General features: G+C 39.1%; 19 protein-coding genes. 4 read left to right on the forward strand and 15 right to left on the reverse strand.

Features of this window, described 5'->3' with window-relative positions; translation table 11 throughout:
* Window positions 1-78: 78 nt before the first annotated feature.
* Genes QFZ72_RS28445 through QFZ72_RS28460 form a run of 4 tightly spaced genes read left to right on the forward strand, consistent with a single transcriptional unit; the run spans window position 79 to window position 4252 of the window.
* A complete protein-coding gene (locus QFZ72_RS28445; RefSeq protein WP_307440668.1) occupies window positions 79-1677 on the forward strand; it encodes a spore germination protein in 1599 nt (532 codons plus the stop codon).
* Complete coding sequence (locus QFZ72_RS28450; protein WP_307440443.1) at window positions 1664-2890, forward strand: Ger(x)C family spore germination protein; 1227 nt, start codon at window positions 1664-1666, stop codon at window positions 2888-2890. The genes QFZ72_RS28445 and QFZ72_RS28450 overlap by 14 nt, the downstream gene beginning before the upstream one ends.
* Window positions 2891-2895: 5 nt before the next feature.
* Window positions 2896-3129, forward strand: a complete 234-nt coding sequence (locus tag QFZ72_RS28455; RefSeq protein ID WP_307440445.1) for a hypothetical protein — start codon at window positions 2896-2898, stop codon at window positions 3127-3129.
* Between the two features lie 16 nt (window positions 3130-3145).
* A complete protein-coding gene (locus QFZ72_RS28460; RefSeq protein WP_307440447.1) occupies window positions 3146-4252 on the forward strand; it encodes a GerAB/ArcD/ProY family transporter in 1107 nt (368 codons plus the stop codon).
* Window positions 4253-5048: 796 nt separating this feature from the next.
* On the opposite strand, the gene QFZ72_RS28465 is transcribed toward QFZ72_RS28460, so the two are convergent.
* The 15 genes from QFZ72_RS28465 to QFZ72_RS28535 form a co-directional block, all read right to left on the reverse strand.
* Window positions 5049-6857, reverse strand: coding sequence for a reverse transcriptase domain-containing protein (locus QFZ72_RS28465; protein WP_307440448.1), 1809 nt, complete (start codon window positions 6855-6857; stop codon window positions 5049-5051).
* A 539-nt stretch (window positions 6858-7396) separates the two neighbouring features.
* Entirely contained in the window at window positions 7397-8494 is a 1098-nt protein-coding gene (locus QFZ72_RS28470; protein ID WP_307440450.1) for a C40 family peptidase, read from the reverse strand.
* Window positions 8481-8657, reverse strand: a complete 177-nt coding sequence (locus QFZ72_RS28475) for a hypothetical protein (RefSeq protein ID WP_307440451.1) — start codon at window positions 8655-8657, stop codon at window positions 8481-8483. The genes QFZ72_RS28470 and QFZ72_RS28475 overlap by 14 nt, the downstream gene beginning before the upstream one ends.
* Before the next feature lies 1 nt (window position 8658).
* On the reverse strand, window positions 8659-9114 hold the full coding sequence (locus QFZ72_RS28480) for a hypothetical protein (protein ID WP_307440453.1): 456 nt from the start codon (window positions 9112-9114) through the stop codon (window positions 8659-8661).
* A gap of 24 nt (window positions 9115-9138) precedes the next feature.
* Complete coding sequence (locus tag QFZ72_RS28485) at window positions 9139-11442, reverse strand: CD3337/EF1877 family mobilome membrane protein (RefSeq protein WP_307440455.1); 2304 nt, start codon at window positions 11440-11442, stop codon at window positions 9139-9141.
* Window positions 11439-11873: a hypothetical protein gene (locus QFZ72_RS28490; RefSeq protein WP_307440457.1), complete on the reverse strand. Its 435-nt coding sequence runs from the start codon at window positions 11871-11873 to the stop codon at window positions 11439-11441. The genes QFZ72_RS28485 and QFZ72_RS28490 overlap by 4 nt, the downstream gene beginning before the upstream one ends.
* Complete coding sequence (locus QFZ72_RS28495) at window positions 11870-14443, reverse strand: ATP-binding protein (RefSeq protein ID WP_307440459.1); 2574 nt, start codon at window positions 14441-14443, stop codon at window positions 11870-11872. Before QFZ72_RS28495 ends, QFZ72_RS28490 begins: the two co-directional genes overlap by 4 nt.
* A complete protein-coding gene (locus tag QFZ72_RS28500) occupies window positions 14421-14849 on the reverse strand; it encodes a conjugal transfer protein (RefSeq protein ID WP_307440460.1) in 429 nt (142 codons plus the stop codon). Before QFZ72_RS28500 ends, QFZ72_RS28495 begins: the two co-directional genes overlap by 23 nt.
* Window positions 14850-14875: 26 nt before the next feature.
* On the reverse strand, window positions 14876-15097 hold the full coding sequence (locus QFZ72_RS28505; RefSeq protein WP_070874648.1) for a hypothetical protein: 222 nt from the start codon (window positions 15095-15097) through the stop codon (window positions 14876-14878).
* 23 nt (window positions 15098-15120) lie between these two features.
* Entirely contained in the window at window positions 15121-15660 is a 540-nt protein-coding gene (locus tag QFZ72_RS28510; RefSeq protein ID WP_307440465.1) for a conjugal transfer protein, read from the reverse strand.
* Entirely contained in the window at window positions 15641-16096 is a 456-nt protein-coding gene (locus tag QFZ72_RS28515; RefSeq protein WP_307440466.1) for a conjugal transfer protein, read from the reverse strand. The genes QFZ72_RS28510 and QFZ72_RS28515 overlap by 20 nt, the downstream gene beginning before the upstream one ends.
* Window positions 16097-16201: 105 nt before the next feature.
* A complete protein-coding gene (locus QFZ72_RS28520; protein WP_307440468.1) occupies window positions 16202-16537 on the reverse strand; it encodes a hypothetical protein in 336 nt (111 codons plus the stop codon).
* 54 nt (window positions 16538-16591) lie between these two features.
* Entirely contained in the window at window positions 16592-17482 is an 891-nt protein-coding gene (locus tag QFZ72_RS28525; protein ID WP_307440470.1) for a replication-relaxation family protein, read from the reverse strand.
* A gap of 14 nt (window positions 17483-17496) precedes the next feature.
* A complete protein-coding gene (locus QFZ72_RS28530; protein WP_307440471.1) occupies window positions 17497-20115 on the reverse strand; it encodes a type IV secretory system conjugative DNA transfer family protein in 2619 nt (872 codons plus the stop codon).
* A 915-nt stretch (window positions 20116-21030) separates the two neighbouring features.
* A complete protein-coding gene (locus tag QFZ72_RS28535) occupies window positions 21031-22587 on the reverse strand; it encodes a primase C-terminal domain-containing protein (RefSeq protein ID WP_307440472.1) in 1557 nt (518 codons plus the stop codon).
* Window positions 22588-23638: the final 1051 nt, after the last annotated feature.

The following is a 23638-nucleotide window of genomic DNA, read 5'->3' on the forward strand; positions in this document are numbered from 1 at the left end:
CTAATAAATATTTCGAAATGAATATTAAAGGCCTATTCGGAAAATATTAATAATAAACGGGGAGTTGTTTTCTTGGGAATGATCAAAGCCATCCGAAATATCTTTAATTTGCCCCCAAAGAATCAAAACCAGACAAATGAGGATGAAGGTTCAAAAATCCCATTAAAAACCGATCTTGAAGAAAACATTAAGACGGTAAAAGCTTCTCTTGGACATAGCCCTGACATCGTTATTAGAGAAATTCAAATCGGAAAAAAAGGGAACATCCCTGCTGCTGTCATTTTTACAGATGGATTGGCTGATACGAAATCTGTAAATCATTTAATTATTGAATCATTGGTGACGGATATTCGAATAACGGAATTGGATCCAGAGATTTCATCTCAAACAAATACATTTGATAAATTAAAAAAATTTGCCCTTGCGGTAGGAGATATAAAGGATTCCACGGATTTTGAAACGCTTTTTACGTCTGTATTATCCGGAGATACCGCTTTACTGGTGGATGGATTTGCTCAAGGCTTAATTATCGGTCTAAAAGGCTGGGAAGATCGTGGTGTACAAGAATCTACCTCACAGAATGTTATCCGTGGGCCAAAGGAGGGATTTTCTGAAAACATTCGAACCAACACTGCTTTAATCAGGCGTAAAATCAATGATCCAAACCTTTGGCTTGAAAATCAACAAATAGGACGAATAACGAAAACCAATGTCTCCTTTATGTATATCAAAGGAATTGCGAGTGAAAAAGTCATTGAAGAAGTACGTGAAAGGCTTGGAAGGATAGATATAGACGGTATTTTGGAAAGTGGTTATATAGAAGAATTGATCCAGGATGAGAAATTTACCGTTTTTCCTACTGTATTTAATTCTGAAAGACCTGATGTGATTGCTGCAGGTCTATTGGAAGGTCGCATTGCTATTCTTGTTGATGGAACCCCCTTTGTTCTCTTGGTCCCTGCCATATTTACTCAATTTTTCCAATCTGCAGAGGATTATTACCAACGTGCCGATATCGCCAGTCTTGTCCGTATATTACGTTACTTATCATTTTTTATTGCTTTGCTTGCTCCTTCACTATATATTGCGATTACTACATTTCATCATGACTTGCTTCCTCCCCAGCTTCTATTTAGTTTAGCAGCTCAACACGAAGGGGTTCCTTTTCCTGCATTAATAGAAGCGCTAATAATGGAAATCACCTTTGAAATTTTGCGTGAGGCTGGTATACGGATGCCTAGATCAGTAGGACAAGCCGTATCGATTGTCGGAGCCCTTGTCATAGGTCAAGCTGCAGTTGAAGCAGGAATCGTTTCAGCCGTAATGGTTATAGTCGTAGCCATTACGGCTATCGCAAGCTTCGTTTTACCCGCTTATAATATGGGTAATTCTGTAAGGATATTACGATTTGGGTTAATGTTTATGGCGGCATCCTTTGGTCTATTCGGTATTATGTTAGGCTTGATTGGAATCGTTCAACATCTATGTCAGTTACGTTCTTTTGGAATTCCCTTTATGGCCTCGTTTGCTCCTTCAATCCCTTCAGATAAAAAAGACGGTTTAATTCGTTTGCCGCGATGGGAGATGTTTTCAAGACCGCGTTTTTTAAGTCAGAGAAATATTATTCGTGAAGATTATCCTCCTATCCGTGGGTCGAAACATAATGGAAAAAAATAGTCGTTATTTGAAAGGAGAAATAACTACGAAACGAAAATGGTTGATTGCCTTAATTTTGATACTTACACTTTTCATGGCAGCAGGTTGTTGGAACCGAATAGAATTGAATGAAATCGCCATTTCAGTAGCCCTTGGAATAGATAAGGAGGGGGACAAAATTCTGATTTCAGATCAAGTAGTCATTCCCGGAGCTATTGCTTCTAAAACAGGCGGGGGTTCTGAAACACCGGTAACGTTGTATAAAGAGTCAGGTGACGGAATTCAGCAAGCTGCTCGCAGAATGACGACTAAAAGTTCAAGAAAAATCTTTGTAGGACATTTACAGATGCTTATCCTCAGTGAGGAGATTGCGAAAGAAGGAATTGCAGATATATTAGATCACGTAACTAGAGACCATGAATATCGAAAGGATTTCTATGTGGTAGTAGCCAGGGAAATTAGAGCGGAGGACGCCCTTAAGATCCTCACACCGATTGAAAAAGTCCCGGCAACTCAAATGCGTTCATCTCTCGAAACTTCTCACAAAGCTTGGGCAGGAACGGGAGCAGTAAAAATTGATCAACTCACTTCAGATTTAATTAGTAAAGGGAAAGAACCGATATTAACAGGAATAACACTGCAAGGAAATTTAGAAGGAGGAATGACAGACAAAATTGAAAATACAGCGATTTTACAGTACAAAGGTTTAGCGGTGTTTAAGAAAGATAAGCTGGTAGGCTGGTTAGATGAGGAGGAAACGAAGGGTTATAACTATATCCGAGGTGATGTAAAAAGCACTTCCGGGCTTATACCATGCAATGAAAAAGAGAATGCCACTATAGAAATACTCAGCGCAAATAAAAAAATAAAATTAAAGATGGAGCATGGCAAGCCTCAAATAGATCTTAATATCAGGTTGGAAGGCAATGTGTCTGATGCACAATGCAGTATAGATTTTTCCAACCCGCAATCGTTTCTCAAATTAGAGAAAAAAACAGAAAAACGCCTTATAGAAATTATAAAGAAAGCGTTAAATAAAGCACAAAAAGAATATGAGGCGGATATTTTTGGGTTTGGTGAAGTGATAAACCGAAAAAATCCAAAATATTGGGAAAAGGTCGAGAAGGACTGGGACAAAGAATTTGCAGATTTAAAGGTCAATGTAAAGGCAACAGTAAAAATACAGCGGATTTTTAAAACGCAAAAATCCTTCCGTGAAAGGATAAAAGAGTAAATTCGATGTGGCCAATCATAGGAATCGTTATGGCAGCAGTTATTATGATCATTATTGATGTACCTTCGACTTGGAAAAAAGGAGAAAAAAAGGAATTATGGGGATTTTTTATTCTGCTATTCATTGGGGTCATGTTAAGTATTGTACACGAGCGCAATGTTAATATTCCAAATCCACTTGATTTGATCTCTGTTATGTACAAGCCATTCGGTGAATTTCTTTTGAGGTTATTAAAATGAAAAGTAGGGGTGCTTCATGCTTGAAAAGGGCAAGATAGGTGCCGGTCAATTTATGAAATTAGTTATTCTTTTTAATATAGGTTCTTCCATTTTATTAACACCGAACATACTTACTTCGGGAGCAAAACAAGACGCGTGGATCGCATCCATTCTCGGCATGGGAATTGGTTTACTCCTAGTATGGATATACAACATATTAGGCAGCCAATTTCCTCAAATGACCTTGGTTGAATACAGTCAGAAAATCCTTGGGAAATGGGCAGGGAAAGCGGTCTCTTTTTTGTTTTTTATATTTACATTTACCCTTTCTGCCCTTGTTTTAAGAAATATCGGGGATTTTACGGAGTCAGCAATATTCCCCGAGACCCCGATCAAAGCCATTCATATCGTTTTTCTATTGATACTTATCATCGGAGTCCGATATGGTCTTGAAAACATTGCACGAACTTCAGAAATTTTTTTTCCATGGGTTATCATACTTTTTAGTATTTTTGTTCTTTTACTATCACCGCAAGTTGAAATGGAAAAACTACAGCCTATTCTTTCGAAAGGAATAAAACCTGTAATACATGCGACTGTGCCCTATATTGGTTTTCCTTTTCTGGAACTTATTTTGTTTTTGATGATTTTTCCCTATGTCAACCGGAAAGAAGAAGCTAGAAAGGCATTTTTTATAGGAACTTTTATCGGAAGCACTGTTTTAACGATTTTGACAATCATGGCTATTTTAATTTTGGGATTCGAAGAAACATCAAGTAATCTATACGCCAGTTTTGAAATGGCAAAAAAAATAGATATAGGTGAGATAATACAAAGAGTAGAATCGATAATAGCAGTGATTTGGATTATTACAATCTATTTTAAACTTTCAGTTTGTTTCTATGTGTCCGTATTATGTTTTGCCCAAACTTTTGAATTCAACAATTATCGTGTACTTACATTGCCGCTGGGAATGATTTTAGTGATTTATTCCATCATTATTACTCCTAATGTGGGCTATTTGATTACTTTTAATGGAAAAATATGGACACCATACGCATTAACTTACGGCCTTTTTCTTCCTCTATTACTCCTGGGAGTAAATTTATTGAAAAAAAGGTTTTCGCGAAGTAGTAAATTGTAATTACATCATTTAACTCGAGCTAAGAGGGAGAATATTACAATTAAAATTAGTCTTTTAGGTGAACACCTCTTTATCAGATTTTTAATCTTAACTACACTCTGCAATCCAATTATGGGGTCCAGCCAGCAAAACGCGTATTTTCGTACGCTAAGGCTGAATGACCCTTAAAATAAAGGTTCTTTGTACGTTAATCTCATTTCGTCAATACAACATAAATGAAGTTGTGTTGTATTAAATATCCATTATTGTTGTTGATAACGTCCTTATGCAACACAATTTAATCTTGAGGGCACAAATCTAACGCAACATAACTCTTAGCGTACGTTTTCCGCGTTTTGCTGGCGGTACCCCTTATTGAATAAAAGCACTCGTTCGCATTAAACATAGACTAAAAAAGCTGAAGAGTACTTCAGCTTTTTTAGTCTATGGTGTGGTAAAGAAGAGCACAATGAAAAATCCTATAACAAGCACACTAATTATAATAAAGTTTGAATCCCCAAATTTTTTCAATAGCTGATTCTACTCCTTATACATTACTTATATTCATTCGAATTAAGATATCTACTATTAAATTGTTTATATCCTTTTTACACGTCCATTGAATACATCTTTCCAATATCCTTTTGTCATATCTGCTATCGCAACCCCAGTACTGGATTGTGCTCCTATGAACTTCCCATTTCCAACATAGTAGGATAAGAACCCAGCGCCTTATCATGTTTCCATGACAGGTTTCCAAGAACTCTCCCCCGAACCGTACGTACATGTCTCCATGTATACGGCTCTCCACTTAATCTTAGTCTAGTTTTCCACTGTGTAAATCCTTGTGACACTTTGTACACAGAGCTACAGTTTTACGTTTCCTTCCAAGCATCCACTTTTCCCATTTTGCTTTACCGCTTAAATCTTTCATTTTTCTTATATGGTGCATCTCAAGAGGAACGTCAGTTTTATCACACCATTCACATTGTCTTGCCTTAAGCCTGTCTATCAGGCTTGTTTCTCCCTTAAGTTTCTGCTCATTAGGAAGTAAGTCTTCTGGAATATCCGTGTTTATTTTCGTATTACACTTGAACCCTTCGGAGTACAACGTACTCTTTCCTTGTCCTTTTTTAGTTTCATACGTTATGGTAAACACTCCATCATGACAGTACTTTTTCGTTATTTTGTGTATGGTGGATTTGTATTTATTGGCGAAGGTTTTGTAAAGGCTGTATTTCATGTGGTAGTAAAATTTGTTAAGCACACTTACATTTTTCGCCAATTTATAGTAGTTGTACATTCCTCTTATTTGTGCATTGTAGATGCTGAGAATTTCTAAATCATCGAAATCGATTAAACTTGCTCTGTGAGTAGGCATCCAAGTACCTTTTGGCGTTATTTTTAAAGCTCCTATTTCTTTTAACTTATCAACCCATTTTTCCTGCGGTACATATAGTGTGCATGTATAGGATTTGGTTCTTCTCATCTTCCCATCCTTGCACATTTTTCTGTCCTGGTTGCGCGAAATGATCACGTCATATCCTAGGAATCTAGCCGGTTTGTTAGAATGTGTAATAAGGGTTTTCTCCTGCGAAAGTGTCAAGTTCAGTTCCTTACTTAGGAACTCCGATAACGAGTCTTTTATTTGTTGTGCTTCTTGCTTGCTCCCAATTATCCCTATTAGAAAATCATCTGCGTACCTCGTATAGTACATTCGTTTGTATTCTTTGTCCTCAGGTTTAATAGCTGGAATTTTGCTCCTTAGTTTTCTCAACTCCTGTATTTCTGATGTGATTTTCTCTTGTTCGATTGGACTTAAGGATTCGTTATGCAGAGTATTCTTTAGTTGGAATAGTTGTCTGTTGATTTTGTTATATTGGGAGTTCGCTTTCCTTTTGATGCCCTTATTAAATTCATTTATTAACTTCTCTACATATTTGTCTAGCTCGTTTAAATAGATGTTTGCTAGGATAGGACTGATAATTCCACCTTGTGGTGTTCCGCTGTATGTTTTGTGATAGACCCAGTTTTCTAAATAACCTGCTCTTAGAAACTTCCAGATGAGGTTGATGAACTTCTCGTCGTCAATTCGTTCCCTTAGGATGTGCACCAGCCTATGGTGATTGATATTATCGAAAAAGCTTTCTATATCTCCTTCAATAAACCATCTTGTACCGTCAAAGTTAGTTTTGACTTGCATTAAGGCTGTGTGACAGCTTCTGTTTGGTCGAAATCCGTGAGATAGTTCCGAGAATGAACTTTCATATATAGAGTCCAGTATCATTCTGACTACTTCCTGTACCAGTTTGTCGTCTATCGACGGAATACCTAACGGTCTTCGCTTTCCGTTTTTCTTAGGTATATATGTTCTTTTGGCAGGTTGGGGTTGATAAGTTTCAGCTCTCAACGCTTCGATAAGGTCGTCGATTCGTTTTAAACTCATACCATCAATCGTTTTCCCGTCTATTCCCTTTGTCATGTTTCCTTCCTTTGCATATATTTTCTGATATGCTAGGTAGTAAAATTCAGGGTTGTACAAATTTCTGTATAGGCGTTTGAAGGTATAAGTAGAATCTTTAGATTTGGAAACTAGACTGTTTAACACATTGTTTGGACTTCTCATGAAGCCTCACGCTCCTTCCATACGTTGTATTAAACGATTAAGCTGTTTCCCTTCGCCATGTACTAGGCTTTCCCTAGCTCGGACTACTACGGAAACTCCGTTATCATATGAGCTATTCAGACTCTTTAAGTCATAGCCTTATGGCTTGCTCACTTAGATAATCCCCGTTTAGCACTCTGAAGATAGCTTGTGATAATGTCGGATGTGACTTTCGTCTTTTTCCCTTCACTAGGGCTGCGTAACTCGTAGAACATACGGAAAGACCCGGCATCTATTAGTCATTCCTTTGAGTTATATGACGTCTTCTAGTTACCTTTCGTCATAAGCCACGTTATGCTCGCTCAGACTATCATTCAAGCAGTTTAGCTTTCATCCTCGTTTATAACGTTTCGCCTCGCCATTCAGTCGTGTCATGGTAACTTGACAACTTATGGCTTTCCTAACATGCTACACTCCCCATTTGGTTTCCCTTATGGATAAGTTAGGTGACGATAGGTGTAATATGTTCTTTACCTATTGCTTTGCTAGAGCAAAATCTTTCAGAGCCCTTGCGGGCGCACGATTCCTACATGTCCATCTTTTTTATAAGTATCGAAGAAAACAACATCCCCTGGCTTCATTTCACTGGCAGATACAGGCTTGCCTAGATGCTTTAAGGTTTCCGTGCTGGAGGAGGTTAATGGACCTAAGTTAACACCTGTTTCTTTAAACGCCCAATGAACAAAACTCGAACAGTCGAAACGTCCTCTGGCTATGTCACTTTGATTTCTTCCTCCACCAAACACATAAACTGAATTTCCAATCCACTTGTTACCTACATCTACTACAGCTATACCTGTACTTTCGCCACTACCTCCGCCAACTGTAACATAACCTTTTACATATTGATCCGCAAAACCGAGAACTTCTTCCACATACCAATCAGAATGATTATAAGCAAATACAGCTCTTCTTAAATCACCTTCAGCTGCACCATTCGCTTTCAGATAATTCGCTGCAGAATGGATCGCATCCTCTATATCCCACGGATCAGCCTTTCCATCCCCGTTTGCATCTACACCATATCCACCATACTTTTTAATAATAGCCGGATCGGTCAAAATCTTGTTCGGAATACTGGCATTACCTAACCGGTTTCCTCCCGGATAAGACCAGCCGACCCACGTTAAAGGCATGAACTGCAAGTGTCCCGCGGCCCCAACCGGGGAAACCATTACTTCCAACGTAGAAAATCGGGTTTCTACCCGATGGTGTGCGGCAAGCAAATTCCATGGCACACCATATTTTTCCTCTGCAGCTTTATAGATTGGTATATATTGAGACGGAATTTCATTTGCCCCAAACTCTGAAATTTCTCCTCCGTAATACCCCGTACTGGGATTCATTTCTTCTTCTCCACCAGTCGAAGATAAAATAACAAAAGCGATAATGATAAGCCCGCCAATGAGCACAATGGCTGCAGCTGTAATACCCAAAACGACAGGAAGTCCAACAGTAGTACCAGCAGCTGCGGCTGCCTTTGCAGTTGCTGCTTTCACAGCTTTTTTCGTCACGGCTTTTCCGGCTTTACCTGCCGTACTCTTCAAAGCAGAACTTCCATCGGTCTCGTGCGCATTAGGGTCATTAATTTGGGACATTTACTCTCACATCCTCCACTTGCCATTCGCCATCAACGCCACGGAGGCCCACTAAGTACCAATCTTCTGTTTGTGAAACCTTTCCATCAACTGACTTTGCTTCCCCTCTGACAATGACATTCCAGCGAACAATCATGCTGCTCTTGTTTACGACTGGTGTCACATCAGTTTTCTTTTACTGTCAAATATGAGCGTTCAAGCACTTCACGTCTGCCGTTCCGGTTCATTTTTTTAAATAAAGCATCAGTCATATAAGGTTTGGACTTATCAAGGTAAACCATCGGTTTATCTGCATTGTAAGTATGAAAAGCTGTCACAAACTGAACAGCAATCTTTTTAGTGTCTTCAAGCTCTTCTTCAGAAAAATGTTCTGTCTGATCATATCCGTTCACCTCTTCTTCCTCAGATTTTGATTCTGAATTAGACAGATCAGGTGAATCGGCTGCTAAAGACGATTCTTCTGTACTTTCAGGTTTTTGCTCCCTCGCATTAGTTGTATCATCATTCAGGCTTCGAAAAAGAGTTGAAGCAGTAAAACCCACTGCGAGAAAAAGGACGAGAAGAAAAAGGAACAACTTGAAACGATCACTTTTACTGTTTTGAAAATCCCATCCGAACATAGTTCAACCTCCTGTTTTCTCCTCCTACTCTTTCTTTCGGTTTCTGGCATTGATTTGTTGTTGAGCTTCCCACTGTGTAATATGTTTATCACGTTTTGCGGATTTCTCGGCAGAACTATACTGTTTATTATGTCGATTGGCTTCTTGAGAAAGGGTCTCCCTGTTTGTTACATTCTCTTGCGACCTGTGATGTATTTCATTTTCCAAGTTATTTCGATCTGTCACATGATTAACGGTTCGATCATTATTTTCATTTTTTATTAGATTACGAGTCGCTGTATCATTGATATTGCGTTCATTATTTGTATTTACTAACCCTTCACGATTTATTTTATCTTGAGGAATTTCTTGGTCTGTCGTTTTATCTAGCACTCTGCGTTCAGCTAATTGATTACTTTGTTTATCGTTGATCTTATCTTCGTGACTGTTTTGATTCATCAGGTTCACATTACACTCACTTTGCATTCGATCTGAGACTTCTGTATCACTCATTTCCGGCCGTTCTAATGTGGCTGAAATTTCTCTTCGTGCATCCTGCAGCGATTGGCGATCTGCTAGTGGAGCATTCGCAAGACCTCCACTTCCTAAACGGCGACGTCGTAAATCTTCAATTGATGTAATGTTTTCGTTTTGAGTTTTCGTTTGAGTCCCTTGGGTACGATCAATCAACTGTTCCTGATCTGTACTGGCATTTTCAACTCCAGTAGGATTTTTCACCTTTCGGTAATCTTCTATGTCACTAGGAATTTCCTGATTACTGCGATCAGCCATCACAACTCCGATCGCTCCTGCTGACACACCACCTTTTGGTTTAAGGAGCCCCTCTTTTGATGATTTCAGCTGCTGTTGTCTTTCTGCTAATTGCTCTTTGGTAAATGTGCCTATCTTACTCTGTCCTAAAGGCTTTCTTTCTGTTAGGGGCTGATTACGAATCCGTCCTTTATTGCTTTCACCCATACTATTCTTGGCATTTCGGGCCATATTTTTTGCTTGGCTGAATTTCTGCCGATAGCTTTGCAATGTAGCTCCAGTGCTGCTTTCAACATTATTTACAGCCGTTGATACAATATTAAATAGTTCTTTTCGTTTCGCCCAAACCCCAACAAAACAGATAATCTGAAGGAGCATCATGCCAAGATATCCTAAATCAGAACTTTCTGTGGCACGGTACAGTATTGCTGAAATGCCGAACAAAATCGTTAATAACAAAGCAATGGAGATTTTCATTAGCTGAGCATGAAGAACTTTCATGCCCCAATCAAAAGCTGCATGTTTCCATCGCGGCACCAGCGCCATAAGTAACGGAACAGGTGCGAAAAGGACCAAAGCAAGAAAAACCATCTGATAAAGGATAATTGTGCCTGAAACCATCAGAAGGAAAATTCCAATGATGGTATTAGCTACAAAAAGCAAAGGGACAAATCCTGCACGCTGCGATATTCCGTCAATAGACATCATTTTATTTTGTTGATCTTGTACTTCTTTCTTAACTTCTTCTTGTCTTTTTTCACCATCAAATGGATCAATTGAAAGAATGGTATTTACACGACTCTCCTCAATCTCAGTTGTACCATATTGCATGAGCATATAAGGTTTTTTTACCATTAGATCAAACATCTGATTGCGTATAGTCGCTATTCCTTCTTCTTTAGAATAAGAAGCACCTGGATTTACGACACTTGCTGAAACAGCTAAGACATCGCTTTGAAGGTCACTGGACCAGTCATTAATGCCTTTTAAGATTGTTGGTGCATTCGAGAAAAAACCGAGTGCAAAAACAAAAATAACTATTGAAGAAATTAAACCACCCCAGGCACGGCTACTTTCACGTTTGACCATACCCACATACGTTGCCCAAGCTCCTACAATGGCGATAATAAACGTCACAAGTAATGGCCATAGGCCACTCCCTATGAAACCGCCCGGACCAAAACCTGCGATATTCTGAATTGCTGATCCGATTTCTTCCGTAACACTTGAGACAAAGTCAAGCTCGAATGCTTCTTGGACGATTTTCATCGTAAAATTAGCTAATAGAATATTAACATTCCAAATGGCATTGATGATTTCCATCAAGGCAATATAGATTTGTTTGCCTGCTCCATCAGCCCAATTCCAAGGCATCCAATCGCCGCCAGTATCTACCCACGTGTCTAATTTATAGTGGTGTTGAGGATGTTCATTATATTCTAGATCTACTTCTCCTACAGAACCTGTATCAGAATCTTGTGGAACTAGATTATCTTGAAGGCTTTCTGCCGAAGCATGAATTTGAAATACCAGAAGCAATGTAATAGAAAACAATAAGAGCTTCATTAGTTTTTTCATTCATCGTGCAGCTCCTTTAGGACCTTCCCATCTAGACTTTCTACAAGGGTTTCAAAATTTGAAAGATTATCAAATTTTGTACGCTTCCAGCCATCATCTGTTTTAACAATTTCCATTGTCTCAGTGCGACCCTCATCAGCTTCCGGATCAATGAATTTAATTCTATAAAAATACTTATCATCATTAGCTTTCCATTCGGTTAACTCATAACTTCCTAATTTTTGTTTATTTTGTGGACCTTTATCAGCAGACATAACACCATCATTTTTCATAAGTAATTCCGCTCTAGTAGCTTCATCCCTTTGAATCATTGCCTGTGCCCATTCAATTGGGATATCTTCTGGTCCTTTTCCGTTAACCTCGTTGTTACCACATGCTGCTGCAACAACCATTAATACTGAAAGACTCATGATTAAGAACAATTTTTTCATACAAACACGCCTTCCTTTTTATGTTTTTCTTCTTTCTTCAGGTGTCCATCAATTGGAAGATCCCCATCAGGAATGATCTCTCCCTCTTCCAGTTCTTCTGCTGGAGGACGTGTGTCAAAAGCGTCAAAAAGGTCTTTAAATAATGCATTAATAGATACAACACCTACACGTCCTGTAATGTCTTGGAACAAGCATTGACCGTTCTGAAGCTCTCTTAAAGTGGAAGCGTTGTACTCCGTGTTTTTCAGGTTTAATAAAGATAGAACATTCTCAATCTCGTTTGGGTCAGTGCTGCGGAATGCAAACTTCATTCCGATATGGTTTTTCATTTTTTCATCAAGCAGATCATTCGCATTTTGTGTAACAAAATAGATACCGGCATTCATCGAACGTCCTGCACGGACAAGTCGAGAGGCTAAATGACTTCCCTGGCTTGTATTCAAGACGGCCCATGCCTCGTCCAGCAGCACCGTTTTAAAGATCCTGCGGTCACTGTGAATGAACTTTAAGGCAAATGATGAAATCGGAAGCATCATCGCAACAGAAAGCATTTCTGATAGATTGTATTTCTCTTGCGGCGTATCCGGTGCCGGAAGCTCAAGGTTTTGAATCTGTAGAACATTTAAAGCTGTTCGAAGGTTAATGGCTGAATCATTCTCACCATCGCCGAAAAGCAGCTGCGCAAATGATAATTCTTTAAAAGAACGTATGTGTTCACCTAACTGCTTTGCCGTTTTATCTTTACTGCTCATTAGGTTGTTAACTACTTTCCCAAGACACGGTTTATCGCCTTCAGCTACGGAACGGACAGCTCGAGTAAGCTTTGGAAAACGTTCTGAATCATCAAGTCGCACACCCGTTAAAAATGTAAGGATATCAAGAGCCAGTGTCTCAGCTTCTTTAATATCATTGTGAATGGAAAATGGATCTAATCTTCCTTTATCCTCTGGCTTTGTCGAAAGGGAGATGATATTAACCTGGTCACCCAGCTCGTAAAGATCCCGTTTCCAGTTCCCACGCTCACCCTTAGGATCAATGACAAGAGCTTTTCCGCCGGATAAAACTGACAGGTAGGTGATCAGGTTGGAACTGAAGGATTTCCCTCCTCCCAATGAACCCAAGAATGCTGCAGAAAGGGCGTTGGTCTTTGTTCCGCGAATACCCTGCGCAGCTCGGTTTGGCATTATATATACGGGCTGATCAAGGATCCCCGTACTTCCAATAAAGAACCCTTCGCCATCACCAAGCTGTTTTGTTGCCCCAAACATGCTGCCGGCAACGGTTGCCGGTTCCATAAAATGAACATAATCCTTGATATAGCGTTTCGCACCGGGAAGAAATTCGTTGAAAGCAAGCCATTGATCACCATATGGCTGTTCAACCTGAAACATCATATCTTGATATATGTCTTTGACCGTATCGCAGCGACGTTTTAATTCATCTTCATTCGTCGCCGACACGGCTAAAATGATGGACGTTTTAATTAAAGGCATACGGGATTTTTGCAAATGGGCTTCAAGTTCATGGGCTTCGGCTCTTCCGTCAAGGACATTGAGCCCGGTATCATTCCCGGTCTCTCTTGCATGCCGGTCTTGGTCTTTCAAGTCTTTCTGCGCGTTGCGAACAGAAGATAAGGCTTTGCGGTTTTCCATCATTTCTGTCCGTACACTGATTTCAACAGGGAAATCCAAATTTTGAATGACATACATCCATTCCTCGCCTGGAAACTGCATTTCATACGGTACATTTGAGATGGTCAAAAAAGCGACATGGCCTTCCACTTCTTCACCTTCGTGTATTTGCTTCAATATGATGCTTCTCTTTGGTGAATCATCAACAAATCCTTCTGATAAGCGCAGCACATCATGATATAAGGGCCGGCGTACCTTAATTTCTCCCTCATCATACTCTTTATAGTCAACGCTATAATCCGGGCTCCAATTCTTTAAGACAGGAGCTTTGCCGATTGAACGATACCAGTTGCGGCGCACCAGCCATTGAATGTCTTCTTCAATGACAGGTAGAGCTTGAAGCCTGGTGGATACCTTATTAAAAACACGGCGTTCAGCTTTCCTGTACCGGTTAATTTCAGCTTCAATGATTTCAGGTGAATCAAGCCCTGATGCCTCGTTTACTCCACTGATAAATTCCATCCATGCTTCTTTTATGTCCTGAAAAAGAGAGGTTTTTTGCTTATTGCCCTCAGTCTTTTGTAATCTCACACCGATAAAGAAGCGATATTCGGTTCCTTCTTTACCTAACATCTTCTCAAGCTGAACGGCTGCATCATCCGTATGTTTTAAAGCTGCATCTTTGAGGGGACCGGTTAATTTATGTTTAAAGCGTTCATGCTTTTCTTCAATTGATTGGAAGTTCGGAACAACTAGCAGATGTGTATCTAGATTGATTTGCCAAAAGAACTGCTTGATCTTTGTAAAAATAATCTCTTTTTCATCATCTGCTAAAAAATCATAATTGTATCCGGCTAGCTGATAATATGCCCAGCATGATCCGTCCTGGGAGAAAACAAGATTACCTTCAAAGTATTTAATCGGAAATTCGATGGTCATCAGCTTCACCCCTGTCATAATAGCTAAGCTTCCGGTACCCGACTTTACTCGCATATTTATAAGGTTTTTTTATATCAGATACTTCTTTGTAGCGATTCAGAAGATGTGGCGATAAGTGATAGCGCCCTGCACTTATGAAAAAACGATGCGGGGCTTTCCCATCAAGCAGCTGTTTAGTGAAAAACCACGCGAAAAGTCCCGGCAAAAAGATATATTCAACTAACCCAAGTTCAAGTAAACTTAAAGGGGGAAAGTGGTTTAGTACCCACACAAGGAACACTCCACCCCCGAAAAATCCTATCTGCCGATACGTCAGAGGTATCGGCAGTGGGATATCTTGAATCCCGTATAAGACCTTCTCTACCTTCCAAACACTGTTATAGGTGCGTAAGATCTTAGGCTTCATGGTATTACCTCACTTTCATCTGTTCTTCAACTTCCGAAAACAGTAGCCCAAAGCTTAGTGCCCAAATCTTTTACGCTGTCCGGCGTAAAGACAAACACCCCTACAATCATGGCGAAAATGGCAAAGCCTACAAATCTGGAAAACTCGCGTCTGACTAAAAAGTAGATGGCAATAGCTCCGATAATTACCAGGAATAGCGCTCCTACCTGTGTTGAAAACCAATTTTGAATATTTTCTCCAAAGTTCATAGTCTTTCATCCTCCTACTAGTTTTATTGATTTTTTATCTCTTTTACAAACAAGCGATTCTCTTCCTTTACAAGCACTAACTCATATGGGTAAATCACTTGTGCTTTGGAGTGATTTTCCTGAAAAATCACTGTCGCATGGACTTTATATTCATTTTCAGTATCACCCTGCTTTATGATAGTGTCCTTTATTTCCTTAAACGTAGTGATGCCGGTCATGGCTTTGATTTCATCGCTTTTCGTATAATAAGACAATTCTTCCTGAGTTCCTGTGGTATATACTTTGAAAAATGTAGTGAGTCCTGAAGTAATTTCATCTTGAAGCTGCGAATCTTGGATTTTTCCTTCTTCGCTGATTGTGGCGTCTGATTTGATTTCTGGTTTCTTGGCTGGAGGGACAAAATAAGGAACTTTATGAACAACATATGATTTTCCATCACTCTTGACTGGAATAACAATATACTTTTCAAATGGTTCTGATTTTTCTTCTTTAGCCTTTGGGAGTGGTTTTTTATTTTTCTTTGCTTGTTCGACGGCTTTGGCGTCAGGCGGTGTGGTTTTCATTAACGGTGTGGTGTACTCGAAGGGTAATTAACGCTGTATTTTCTTCTGTTTCTTCTACATTCCATACTTGTGAATCTGTTAACTCACTGCTCCATTCCATTCCTTCAAAAGAGAGACCTGCCTGTTCATCAAGTCCTTTGGCAAGGAATGGCTGAAGGCGTTTTGCTCGTTTTTTTATTTCTTCGTCGGCATTGTCCCAATTGAAGTACTCAACAGCAAAGTTCTCTGCAAAAGACTGTGCACCGACGCCAGCAGCAAAATTCTTTTCTTTCATTACATCTTCAACTGGCTTATGTTGTATTGCACCCGCACCGGCATTTCCACTTCGTTCAATGGCCACTACTGACAGAAACAATACTAATGTAAAAGCAGTCCAAAATATTCCTTTGAAAACTTTTTTTAATATGACAGTTCTAGGGTATTCACGTTTCTTCATAGTGCCTCCTTTCAAAGCTATAACTCTACTAAACTCTTATATGTCTCAAAGTCTGTGGAGCATCCTCCCTATTAAAAGTAAAGGTGAACCATTCTTGAGCCTATCCTATTTCATCATTTCATTCATGGCTTGTTTGCGGCGATCTTTCCTCTTTGTTTCTTCACCAAAAGCCCAAACGGCAAGACAGATAAATCCTATCATTCCAAGCGTTGCCCAGACCCCGTGTTCCACGTAGAATCCTCTGACAAAAAATACGACATCATTGGCAGCTGCTGCAAAAGCTGGAAACGCATCATACGCAAATTGAAAAAGAAAATAACCGATAGCCACCATTACGGCCATACTGATCACAACGACCATCAGTCTTCTAATAAAGCTTAACAACATCTCTTTTATGGAATTCTCCGTTGGTGTCGAACCGCGTTTCACCTTGTAGCCCACCTCTAATCACCTCCTTTCAAGCTTCTTTTCACTAAAGTTAAATAATATTACAAATTATTCAACTCTTTTATATAAACTATATAATTTACTGGAATCTGATGAATCTTTCGCTTTCCAGATCTGACCGAATGGATCTGCTATGACATCTTCATAAGTTCCAAACAATAAACTGCCGCCTATTTTTTCAATTTCACGGGAATCAGCTTTATGTGAATTCTCCATAATCTTATTTCGCTCAGTATCGTTATTCGAGATGAATAACACACGGACAACACGTACACCTTCACCAAAAATCTCGTCATTCTCAAATGATCTTTTTCGAACATACTCGTTATAGCGTCTGATCTTATTTAACGTGACATCCACTCGCTGCCTGCTTCTCTCGAGTTCTACAAAAAACAAAAACTTCACTTTTTGGCCGTTTATTTCCCTCTCAAGCGTAAACGCCCCATCCGGACGAATCACGGTTGTAGAAGATTGTTTTTTCTTTCCTTCCTTATCTTTTGTGATCTCGCCATAATTGCGAAAGGCTCTGCGTTCAGAGAAAAACTCTTTAAATGTAAACTGATTATCTTTTTGTGAGGCATAAGCAGCCTGTATATGTGACATTCTCAAAGAGTGAAAAACATAAGTTGGTGTTCTCTGTGTCCATCTTGAATCCCAATCAGCTTCACCCAGAATTTCTTTAACTTCTAGTACACCTTTTGAATCGAGCGTATAAACGAGTCGGTCCCGCCCTTGCACGGCAGCTTTGGCAACCGGGAATGACTTGATATACCCTTCTGCTTCCATAGCCCTCATTTGCTTGGAAATCCAGTACTTGCTATAGGGCTTTCCGTCTTCATGAACGTATATAAATTTTTCTAAATACTGCACATCAACAAATACTAAATCATGCAAAGATACAAACAATTCTTCTTCTAAATCGGTTATTCTTTTGGCCATATTTACTCCCCCTGCTACACCCATAAGTCATCGTTGCTGATGACTTTTTTTGTCTCATCAGTTTTTTTCTCTTTCTGCGCGTCTTCCTTTTCACTTGAAGATTCCTGAGAATCTAAGTGCTGAGAACCATGAATTATATTTTTCTCTTCTGGTTGCAACACTTGTTCAGCTCGACCATGAGTTTTATCATGATCTCTTGATAGAAGATTTAATTGATTATTTTCTATGTCTTTGCTATCTGTATTTTGCAAAGGACCTTCTATTGTTCCAGCGACCTTGTCTATCAGGCAATTAGGCTGACTGGTATCTTGTACACCTTCTTCAGCAAGGTACAATTCATATGTTGCTTTTTCTTCGTCTTCCATTTGTTTCTCTTTAAACTGGAATCCTAAAGTAGTCTGCCTTTCAATTTCCATGGCGTCTGCAATTGTTATTTTCTTTAGTTCTGAAATTGAATCTGCGTACAAGGCAGGCCCAGGTGCCTTCATACGAATTAAGAATGGCCGGGTTCTTTCATTTCCAACCTGCATTCTCATATACGCACTATAAGGCTCGATTTGCAGATAATCTGTTTCTTGAAGTACTTCTGATGACATGGAGCGATTCACATATTGAGCGTCATCAGGTTCTCCTAACCGAAAAGAAACAAATGTTCCGAAGTTTCTGAATATAGCAGACGCAACTTCTCTCGGCAATTGATCTTTGATTCCCTGCATGCCTAAAATGATAGATGTTTTGTATTTTCTAAGCTCCGATGCAAAAGACTCAATCGCATCTATGCTGTGTTCCATCAGGGTTGGAGCCTCGTCTACCATTACAAAATGATAAGGAAGTTTGTGACGCTCCGAGACAGGAGTGTCTGCCCTGCTTTTCCCGGCAAGTTCTGCATACGTCAAACACATAGAACCGATAAGCTTCTTCTCGTCACTTGTTAGCTCGGATAAATCAAGCAGATTGATCATTCCCTGATCCATGCTTTCACGGAAGCGCAGTCCGTTCGTTTTAGCACGAAGCATTTTCCCCAACACGCCTGACAAGGTGATTTTCCGCAGCTTATTGAGTGTTGAATTCGTTTTTGCCTGCAGTTCACGATCTTGAAGCCCCTGCAGGTTTGCAAAATACAGATAAAGATCATTCTCGATAGGGTCATCACGATTTAGGCGTTCCAGGACATTTTCCCGGTAGTCAGGATCACTGAGCAGCCTTTGCAAATTCGGAAGACTCGCTTCACCTAACCTCTGCAGAACAATTCCGCCATTTAAGAAATTATCATCAATATTTGGACCCCAAAAATCCTTCCAGGTCCTTTTTAATACATCCGCAACCGTCTGGGCAATTTTATCTTCTGCCGTGGCAAAATCAACATCATAGACGTTAAAAGGAATCTCGCCTTCTGAAAACTTAATGTATCTGACAAGATGCTGTTTTTCCGGCGGAATCCTTGCTGCAATATCCTGACACAAGTCACCATGCGGATCAATGATAGTTCCACCTATTGTTGTGCCGGCACCTTCAAGATTGATTAAATCTTCAACCAGGTTATACAATGCTGTCGATTTCCCCATTCCCGACATCCCAATAAAAGCAGCATGGTAACGCAAGGTTGAAAGATCAAACATGACATCCGTCTGCTTACCATGATAACAGTGTTCTCCTAGACGAACAGATAAAGAAGGATCAAACACTAAATTCTTTAATTCTTTCGGAAGTGGCGTAGAGCGCATTTTCAACCGATTAAGTTTATTGCTGCGAACTCTTTCGCTTGGAAGCCGCATTATAGCAGCCATCTCTTCAGAACCTAAAATCACTCGCTTCTTCATAGGCTCAATCGGATATATACGATTCTTATACTCCCAGCGAAACAATGGCCGAATCGTACGGAACCACCACCATTCACGTCCCTTTAATTGATTTAACCGTCCACTTGAAAAAGTACCGATAAACCCTTTAGCACTCTTAATCAGCTCTTTTGAATCTCGTTTGTCTCTTCCAAATGCAACAACCTTAACCCCAATTCTGGAAAGAACTCTGGTTGCCTTTCCTTCTATTGCTGATAAGTACAGTTCATTATCCTTCTCGAGCGTCTCATCATACTCACCCTGTTTATGAAACTGGCGGACAATTCCCCGAAAGCTCCTTTCAGTGCGATACGCAGGCTGCACAAGAAATTGCATGTGAATCTCCTGGCCTTCTTCTAAACCATCTAGAAACTCTACAATTTCAGCCTGAGTATCAACTACTTCGTTATGATACGTTTTTATAGGGATCGTCCAATGACTTTCGGTGAATAGCTTAGTACCCGCGTGAGGGCGGCTAAAATCAATGGAGTAATGATCGGCCTCCACAATTTCAACATCCGAATGTTCGGCATAAAACTTAGCTTTAAACGCTCTGCCAATATGTTCATCTGGCACCCATACAAAATACCGGATCTCATCTTTCGTAGCAGCAATCTCCCAGCTGATCCATTCCTGCTTAACCCATCGGCGGTACCACGGGCGCGTCAAAAAACTTAGCATCGTTGTCCAGGCTGTCTCATCCTTAAAATACAAAATCTTAGCATCCATCGTTGTCCTTAACTCATAAACCTTACCTTCTCTCGGAATCAAAAACGGCAACAAATGAAACCTCACACCCATTCACCCCTTCAAAACCAAACTGAAAAGTTTCTCAATTAATACAACAATTTCTCATTTGTACTCTTCTCATCAAACTAACCAAAACCCACTTCTCCTAAATCATACTCCGATCCATCTCTCTTGAACTTACTCTTGCTGCACTTGAACTTAACTCTCTTACTCTCTTGAACTACCTCCCTTGAACTTACACTCACTCACTTACTACCCACACTCTCTACCTCTCTCTCCCCTCCTCCTTACTACTACACTTACTTACTCTCTTACTCTTACTCTCTCACATACACACTACTCACCACCACACCTTACACACTATATTCATTTAAAATGGGTAAGTGGATTAGTTATCTAAGGTCCTGATAAATGGTCACGGAATAATTCTCCATCATGCCGTGACCATTTATCAGGACTGCACATGACTTTCCGGGCATTAATAGTTGTATTAGATGTTGTATATAGAAATAACAGCTTTTACTACAGTAATTACAAGAGTTTTTACTACTTAATACTACCATTATGGTAAATATATGGAAAGAGACTTTCTTCCTGTTTAGAGATCAAATGTTCTTATTTTGATGTTTACTTTATGAAATTTATCCCAATAACTTTTCACATCAAATGAACATTATGAACTTATAACTAATACTGAGCTGAAAAATCTCCGGACTCAAGTAAATCTCCAATATAAAATACCTTACCTTCTTCAAACTTAATTTTAATTCAATACCCAAAAGATATAAGTCCTGTGACATACCAAAATAGTAAATAAAATAGAGAATAACTTAAGAAGTAATTTGTAATTATTACAATATAATTTGTTCTTAAAAGTAGCTTGGTAGCTGCATAACACGAAACAGCATAGTCTAACAGCAGGAGAGTATAGATATGTATTGGCAGACTGGCTTATTATTTTCAGCTTGTATTCTTGATCGGAGGAAGTTGCCCAGAATCATTAAATATATCTATCTCTTCCTGTGATGAAAACGGTGTGTCAAACATGTTTATTACTAGCTGTATCTCTCTCTTTATAGTAGATACCTTGTCGATTAAAGGTGCAGCTGCTGATTGGTTATGGTTTATTTGCTTTTTGCGCATATGGAGCAAACCTTTAAGTAGCATACTCCTGCTGCTGACTTTTGTAACAGCCGCGCGCCCCCGGCCAACGGTTCTTTTAATAATCCTGTTTGAGCGTTTGAGCACTTCTTTTAGGGATGAAACCGCCATACCAAACGTTTCTGCAAGCATAGCTAAAGAACCCTCTAGAAACGGCATTTCTGGGCTTTTATGCTTCTCTATGTATCTTAGAATATCTTCTTCCCATTCATCATAATGGGAGCGTTCTCTCTCTTCACGATCCTTTTTGAATTTATACCAGCCCTCTTTCCCTTGAAACCTGGCAGTTCCATCTGTCCATAGCTCTAGCAGACCTTCTACATAAGAGCGCTTTACACCCTTATATTTTCCTGAGTATGCACTTTTTAATGTTTTCTCAAACTCAACTTTGCTTAAAGGATTCTCTAAAAAGCTGTTGAATTGATCGAGTTCATCATAAGCCACGTCAAAAGAACGCTCACTTGCATAATTGGCAAGGGCTAGAGTCATTAAAGCATTATTCCGGCTGGCACTGTTATGACCTTTTTCAATATAAGTTGCATGGATTAAGGCTTTATACCAATCTGAGGAGCAAAGATCAATTGATGAAGAGTTATTATAGACAACACGAAGAAACTTCCTTCTTTCTTGTTCCTCAAAACTTTTTGACCAAGAAAGAAGCAGGCTTGTGTTAGCTGATTGTTCATAAAAATCTAGAATATTGTCTTCTTTAGGAATCCGATAAAAGCCAAATGGGACACAGTTCATATCGATCGGAACATATTTGCATAAGGCTTTGCGAATGTTATCAGATAGGCGTTCTGCTACTCTCAAAGACTTGTATTCATTTTGCCTATGTACATAAAAAGGCGTTTCTAAAACAAAAAAGCATTGATAACCTCTTGGTGTCTCAAGCAGAAGGTTTGGCCTGGGGAGTTTTAGTTCTTCGCAGCCTAAATATAATCCGTAAAGATCCACTTCTTTTGTATCTATATCAAAACCAATCACATTAATTTGCTTTAAATTTTCGCGCTTATGACCCTTGATGATTCGTTTTTTGAAATCATAATAGGCACCGCCGCGATAAGTGTTTGGCGTCCAATGAGATAATTGCTGATACTTCTCCCCTAATGTTTCATATGAAGTTACTACATAACCTTTGCCCTCAATGAGATCATCTTTTGTTGGAGACACAAATACCGCACCTTTACGGTACGGATTATTTTTTTCGGTTTTCTGATAAACTGTTATTCTATCTAAAGGGGCACGGGACCCCTTCTTTTTGTATAGCAGCAGGCTGTTATGGGTCATGAATTGCATGATTTCAGCTGGTGAAACCACACTCTTTGTCATTCTATTAACTTCATGTTCTCCCATCTTTAACACCCTCTTAAGTTTCTTAAATTTATTGGAATATTTTGCTGTAATAAGTATATCGAAATCGAATTTTGTAAAAGTGCGCTCTCTAAGCAAAATGCACCAAAATTAAAAACACCCTTGGAGCTTAGAGCCCCAAGGGATTGAAAAAAAGTTTTATTTTTTTTGTTATGCAGGTTTCGCTCAACTTTTGCACCATTTTTACATCAAATGCACCAATTATATATATATATCAACTTTCAAAAGAAGAGATAGAAAAGCTTACTCTATCAATCGATTAGTAGAAATTTGACTATGAAAATTCTATACAAGTTCCGCTCACTTTACACAGAGCATGGTGCATTTTTTCTATACAGGTTCCGCCTAAAATCCTCAAAAGACGCCACTTTTTTTACCATTTTAAATAGATTTTTCTCATGTATTTAAGGTAAAGACTGATTTTTAGTGTTGTTTTTGCTATACAGGTTCCGCTCAAATTGACGAAACTACATAAAGATTGGTGCATAATATACGAATTTTTGTACACAGGTTCCGCTCAAACGTACAGTTTGGATCATTTCTAAATACGAATTGACCAAATCCTGGGAGCTATCTGAGCAGTAATTGCCTGTTAAACGAACTAAAAAGACTATTGGTGCATTTTCTGAATGTATACACCATGTATTCTTTTGAGTCTTCACTGATTATCCAATAAATCTTTAAGTGTGTTTGCACAATGGCGGAACTTGTATGGTAAATGGTGCATTTTTTTTATTAATACCATTAAGAAAAATTATAGTTTTCTAAAAAACCATTATATATGGTAATAACTGTTATAAATAAGTCGTATTGGTGCATTTCACTCTTACTTTTCGGAACCTGTATGGTATTTGGTGCATTTTATATACAAAAAGGATTTTTTCCTTGCTATAATACTAGTCAAGTGGTGCATTTTCTTTAAATTGATTGAGTTACTTATATTGATTCGACTGGTTCTTTATTAGTTATTATACAAAGTAAGTATACATATAAATTTTACTGGTGCATTTTATCAAGGTTTTTCAATTTATAC

This window comes from Bacillus sp. V2I10, assembly GCF_030817055.1.
Classification (GTDB): domain Bacteria; phylum Bacillota; class Bacilli; order Bacillales; family Bacillaceae; genus Bacillus_P.

Bases quoted from the DNA above. Each gene is read 5' to 3' on its own strand.
- QFZ72_RS28445 (WP_307440668.1), top strand. From the start codon at position 79: ATGATCAAAGCCATCCGAAATATCTTTAATTTGCCCCCAAAGAATCAA.
- QFZ72_RS28450 (WP_307440443.1), top strand. From the start codon at position 1,664: ATGGAAAAAAATAGTCGTTATTTGAAAGGAGAAATAACTACGAAACGA.
- QFZ72_RS28455 (WP_307440445.1), top strand. From the start codon at position 2,896: ATGTGGCCAATCATAGGAATCGTTATGGCAGCAGTTATTATGATCATT.
- QFZ72_RS28460 (WP_307440447.1), top strand. From the start codon at position 3,146: ATGCTTGAAAAGGGCAAGATAGGTGCCGGTCAATTTATGAAATTAGTT.
- QFZ72_RS28465 (WP_307440448.1), bottom strand. From the start codon at position 6,857: ATGAGAAGTCCAAACAATGTGTTAAACAGTCTAGTTTCCAAATCTAAA.
- QFZ72_RS28470 (WP_307440450.1), bottom strand. From the start codon at position 8,494: ATGTCCCAAATTAATGACCCTAATGCGCACGAGACCGATGGAAGTTCT.
- QFZ72_RS28480 (WP_307440453.1), bottom strand. From the start codon at position 9,114: ATGTTCGGATGGGATTTTCAAAACAGTAAAAGTGATCGTTTCAAGTTG.
- QFZ72_RS28485 (WP_307440455.1), bottom strand. From the start codon at position 11,442: ATGAAAAAACTAATGAAGCTCTTATTGTTTTCTATTACATTGCTTCTG.
- QFZ72_RS28490 (WP_307440457.1), bottom strand. From the start codon at position 11,873: ATGAAAAAATTGTTCTTAATCATGAGTCTTTCAGTATTAATGGTTGTT.
- QFZ72_RS28495 (WP_307440459.1), bottom strand. From the start codon at position 14,443: ATGACCATCGAATTTCCGATTAAATACTTTGAAGGTAATCTTGTTTTC.
- QFZ72_RS28500 (WP_307440460.1), bottom strand. From the start codon at position 14,849: ATGAAGCCTAAGATCTTACGCACCTATAACAGTGTTTGGAAGGTAGAG.
- QFZ72_RS28505 (WP_070874648.1), bottom strand. From the start codon at position 15,097: ATGAACTTTGGAGAAAATATTCAAAATTGGTTTTCAACACAGGTAGGA.
- QFZ72_RS28510 (WP_307440465.1), bottom strand. From the start codon at position 15,660: ATGAAAACCACACCGCCTGACGCCAAAGCCGTCGAACAAGCAAAGAAA.
- QFZ72_RS28515 (WP_307440466.1), bottom strand. From the start codon at position 16,096: ATGAAGAAACGTGAATACCCTAGAACTGTCATATTAAAAAAAGTTTTC.
- QFZ72_RS28525 (WP_307440470.1), bottom strand. From the start codon at position 17,482: ATGGCCAAAAGAATAACCGATTTAGAAGAAGAATTGTTTGTATCTTTG.
- QFZ72_RS28535 (WP_307440472.1), bottom strand. From the start codon at position 22,587: ATGGGAGAACATGAAGTTAATAGAATGACAAAGAGTGTGGTTTCACCA.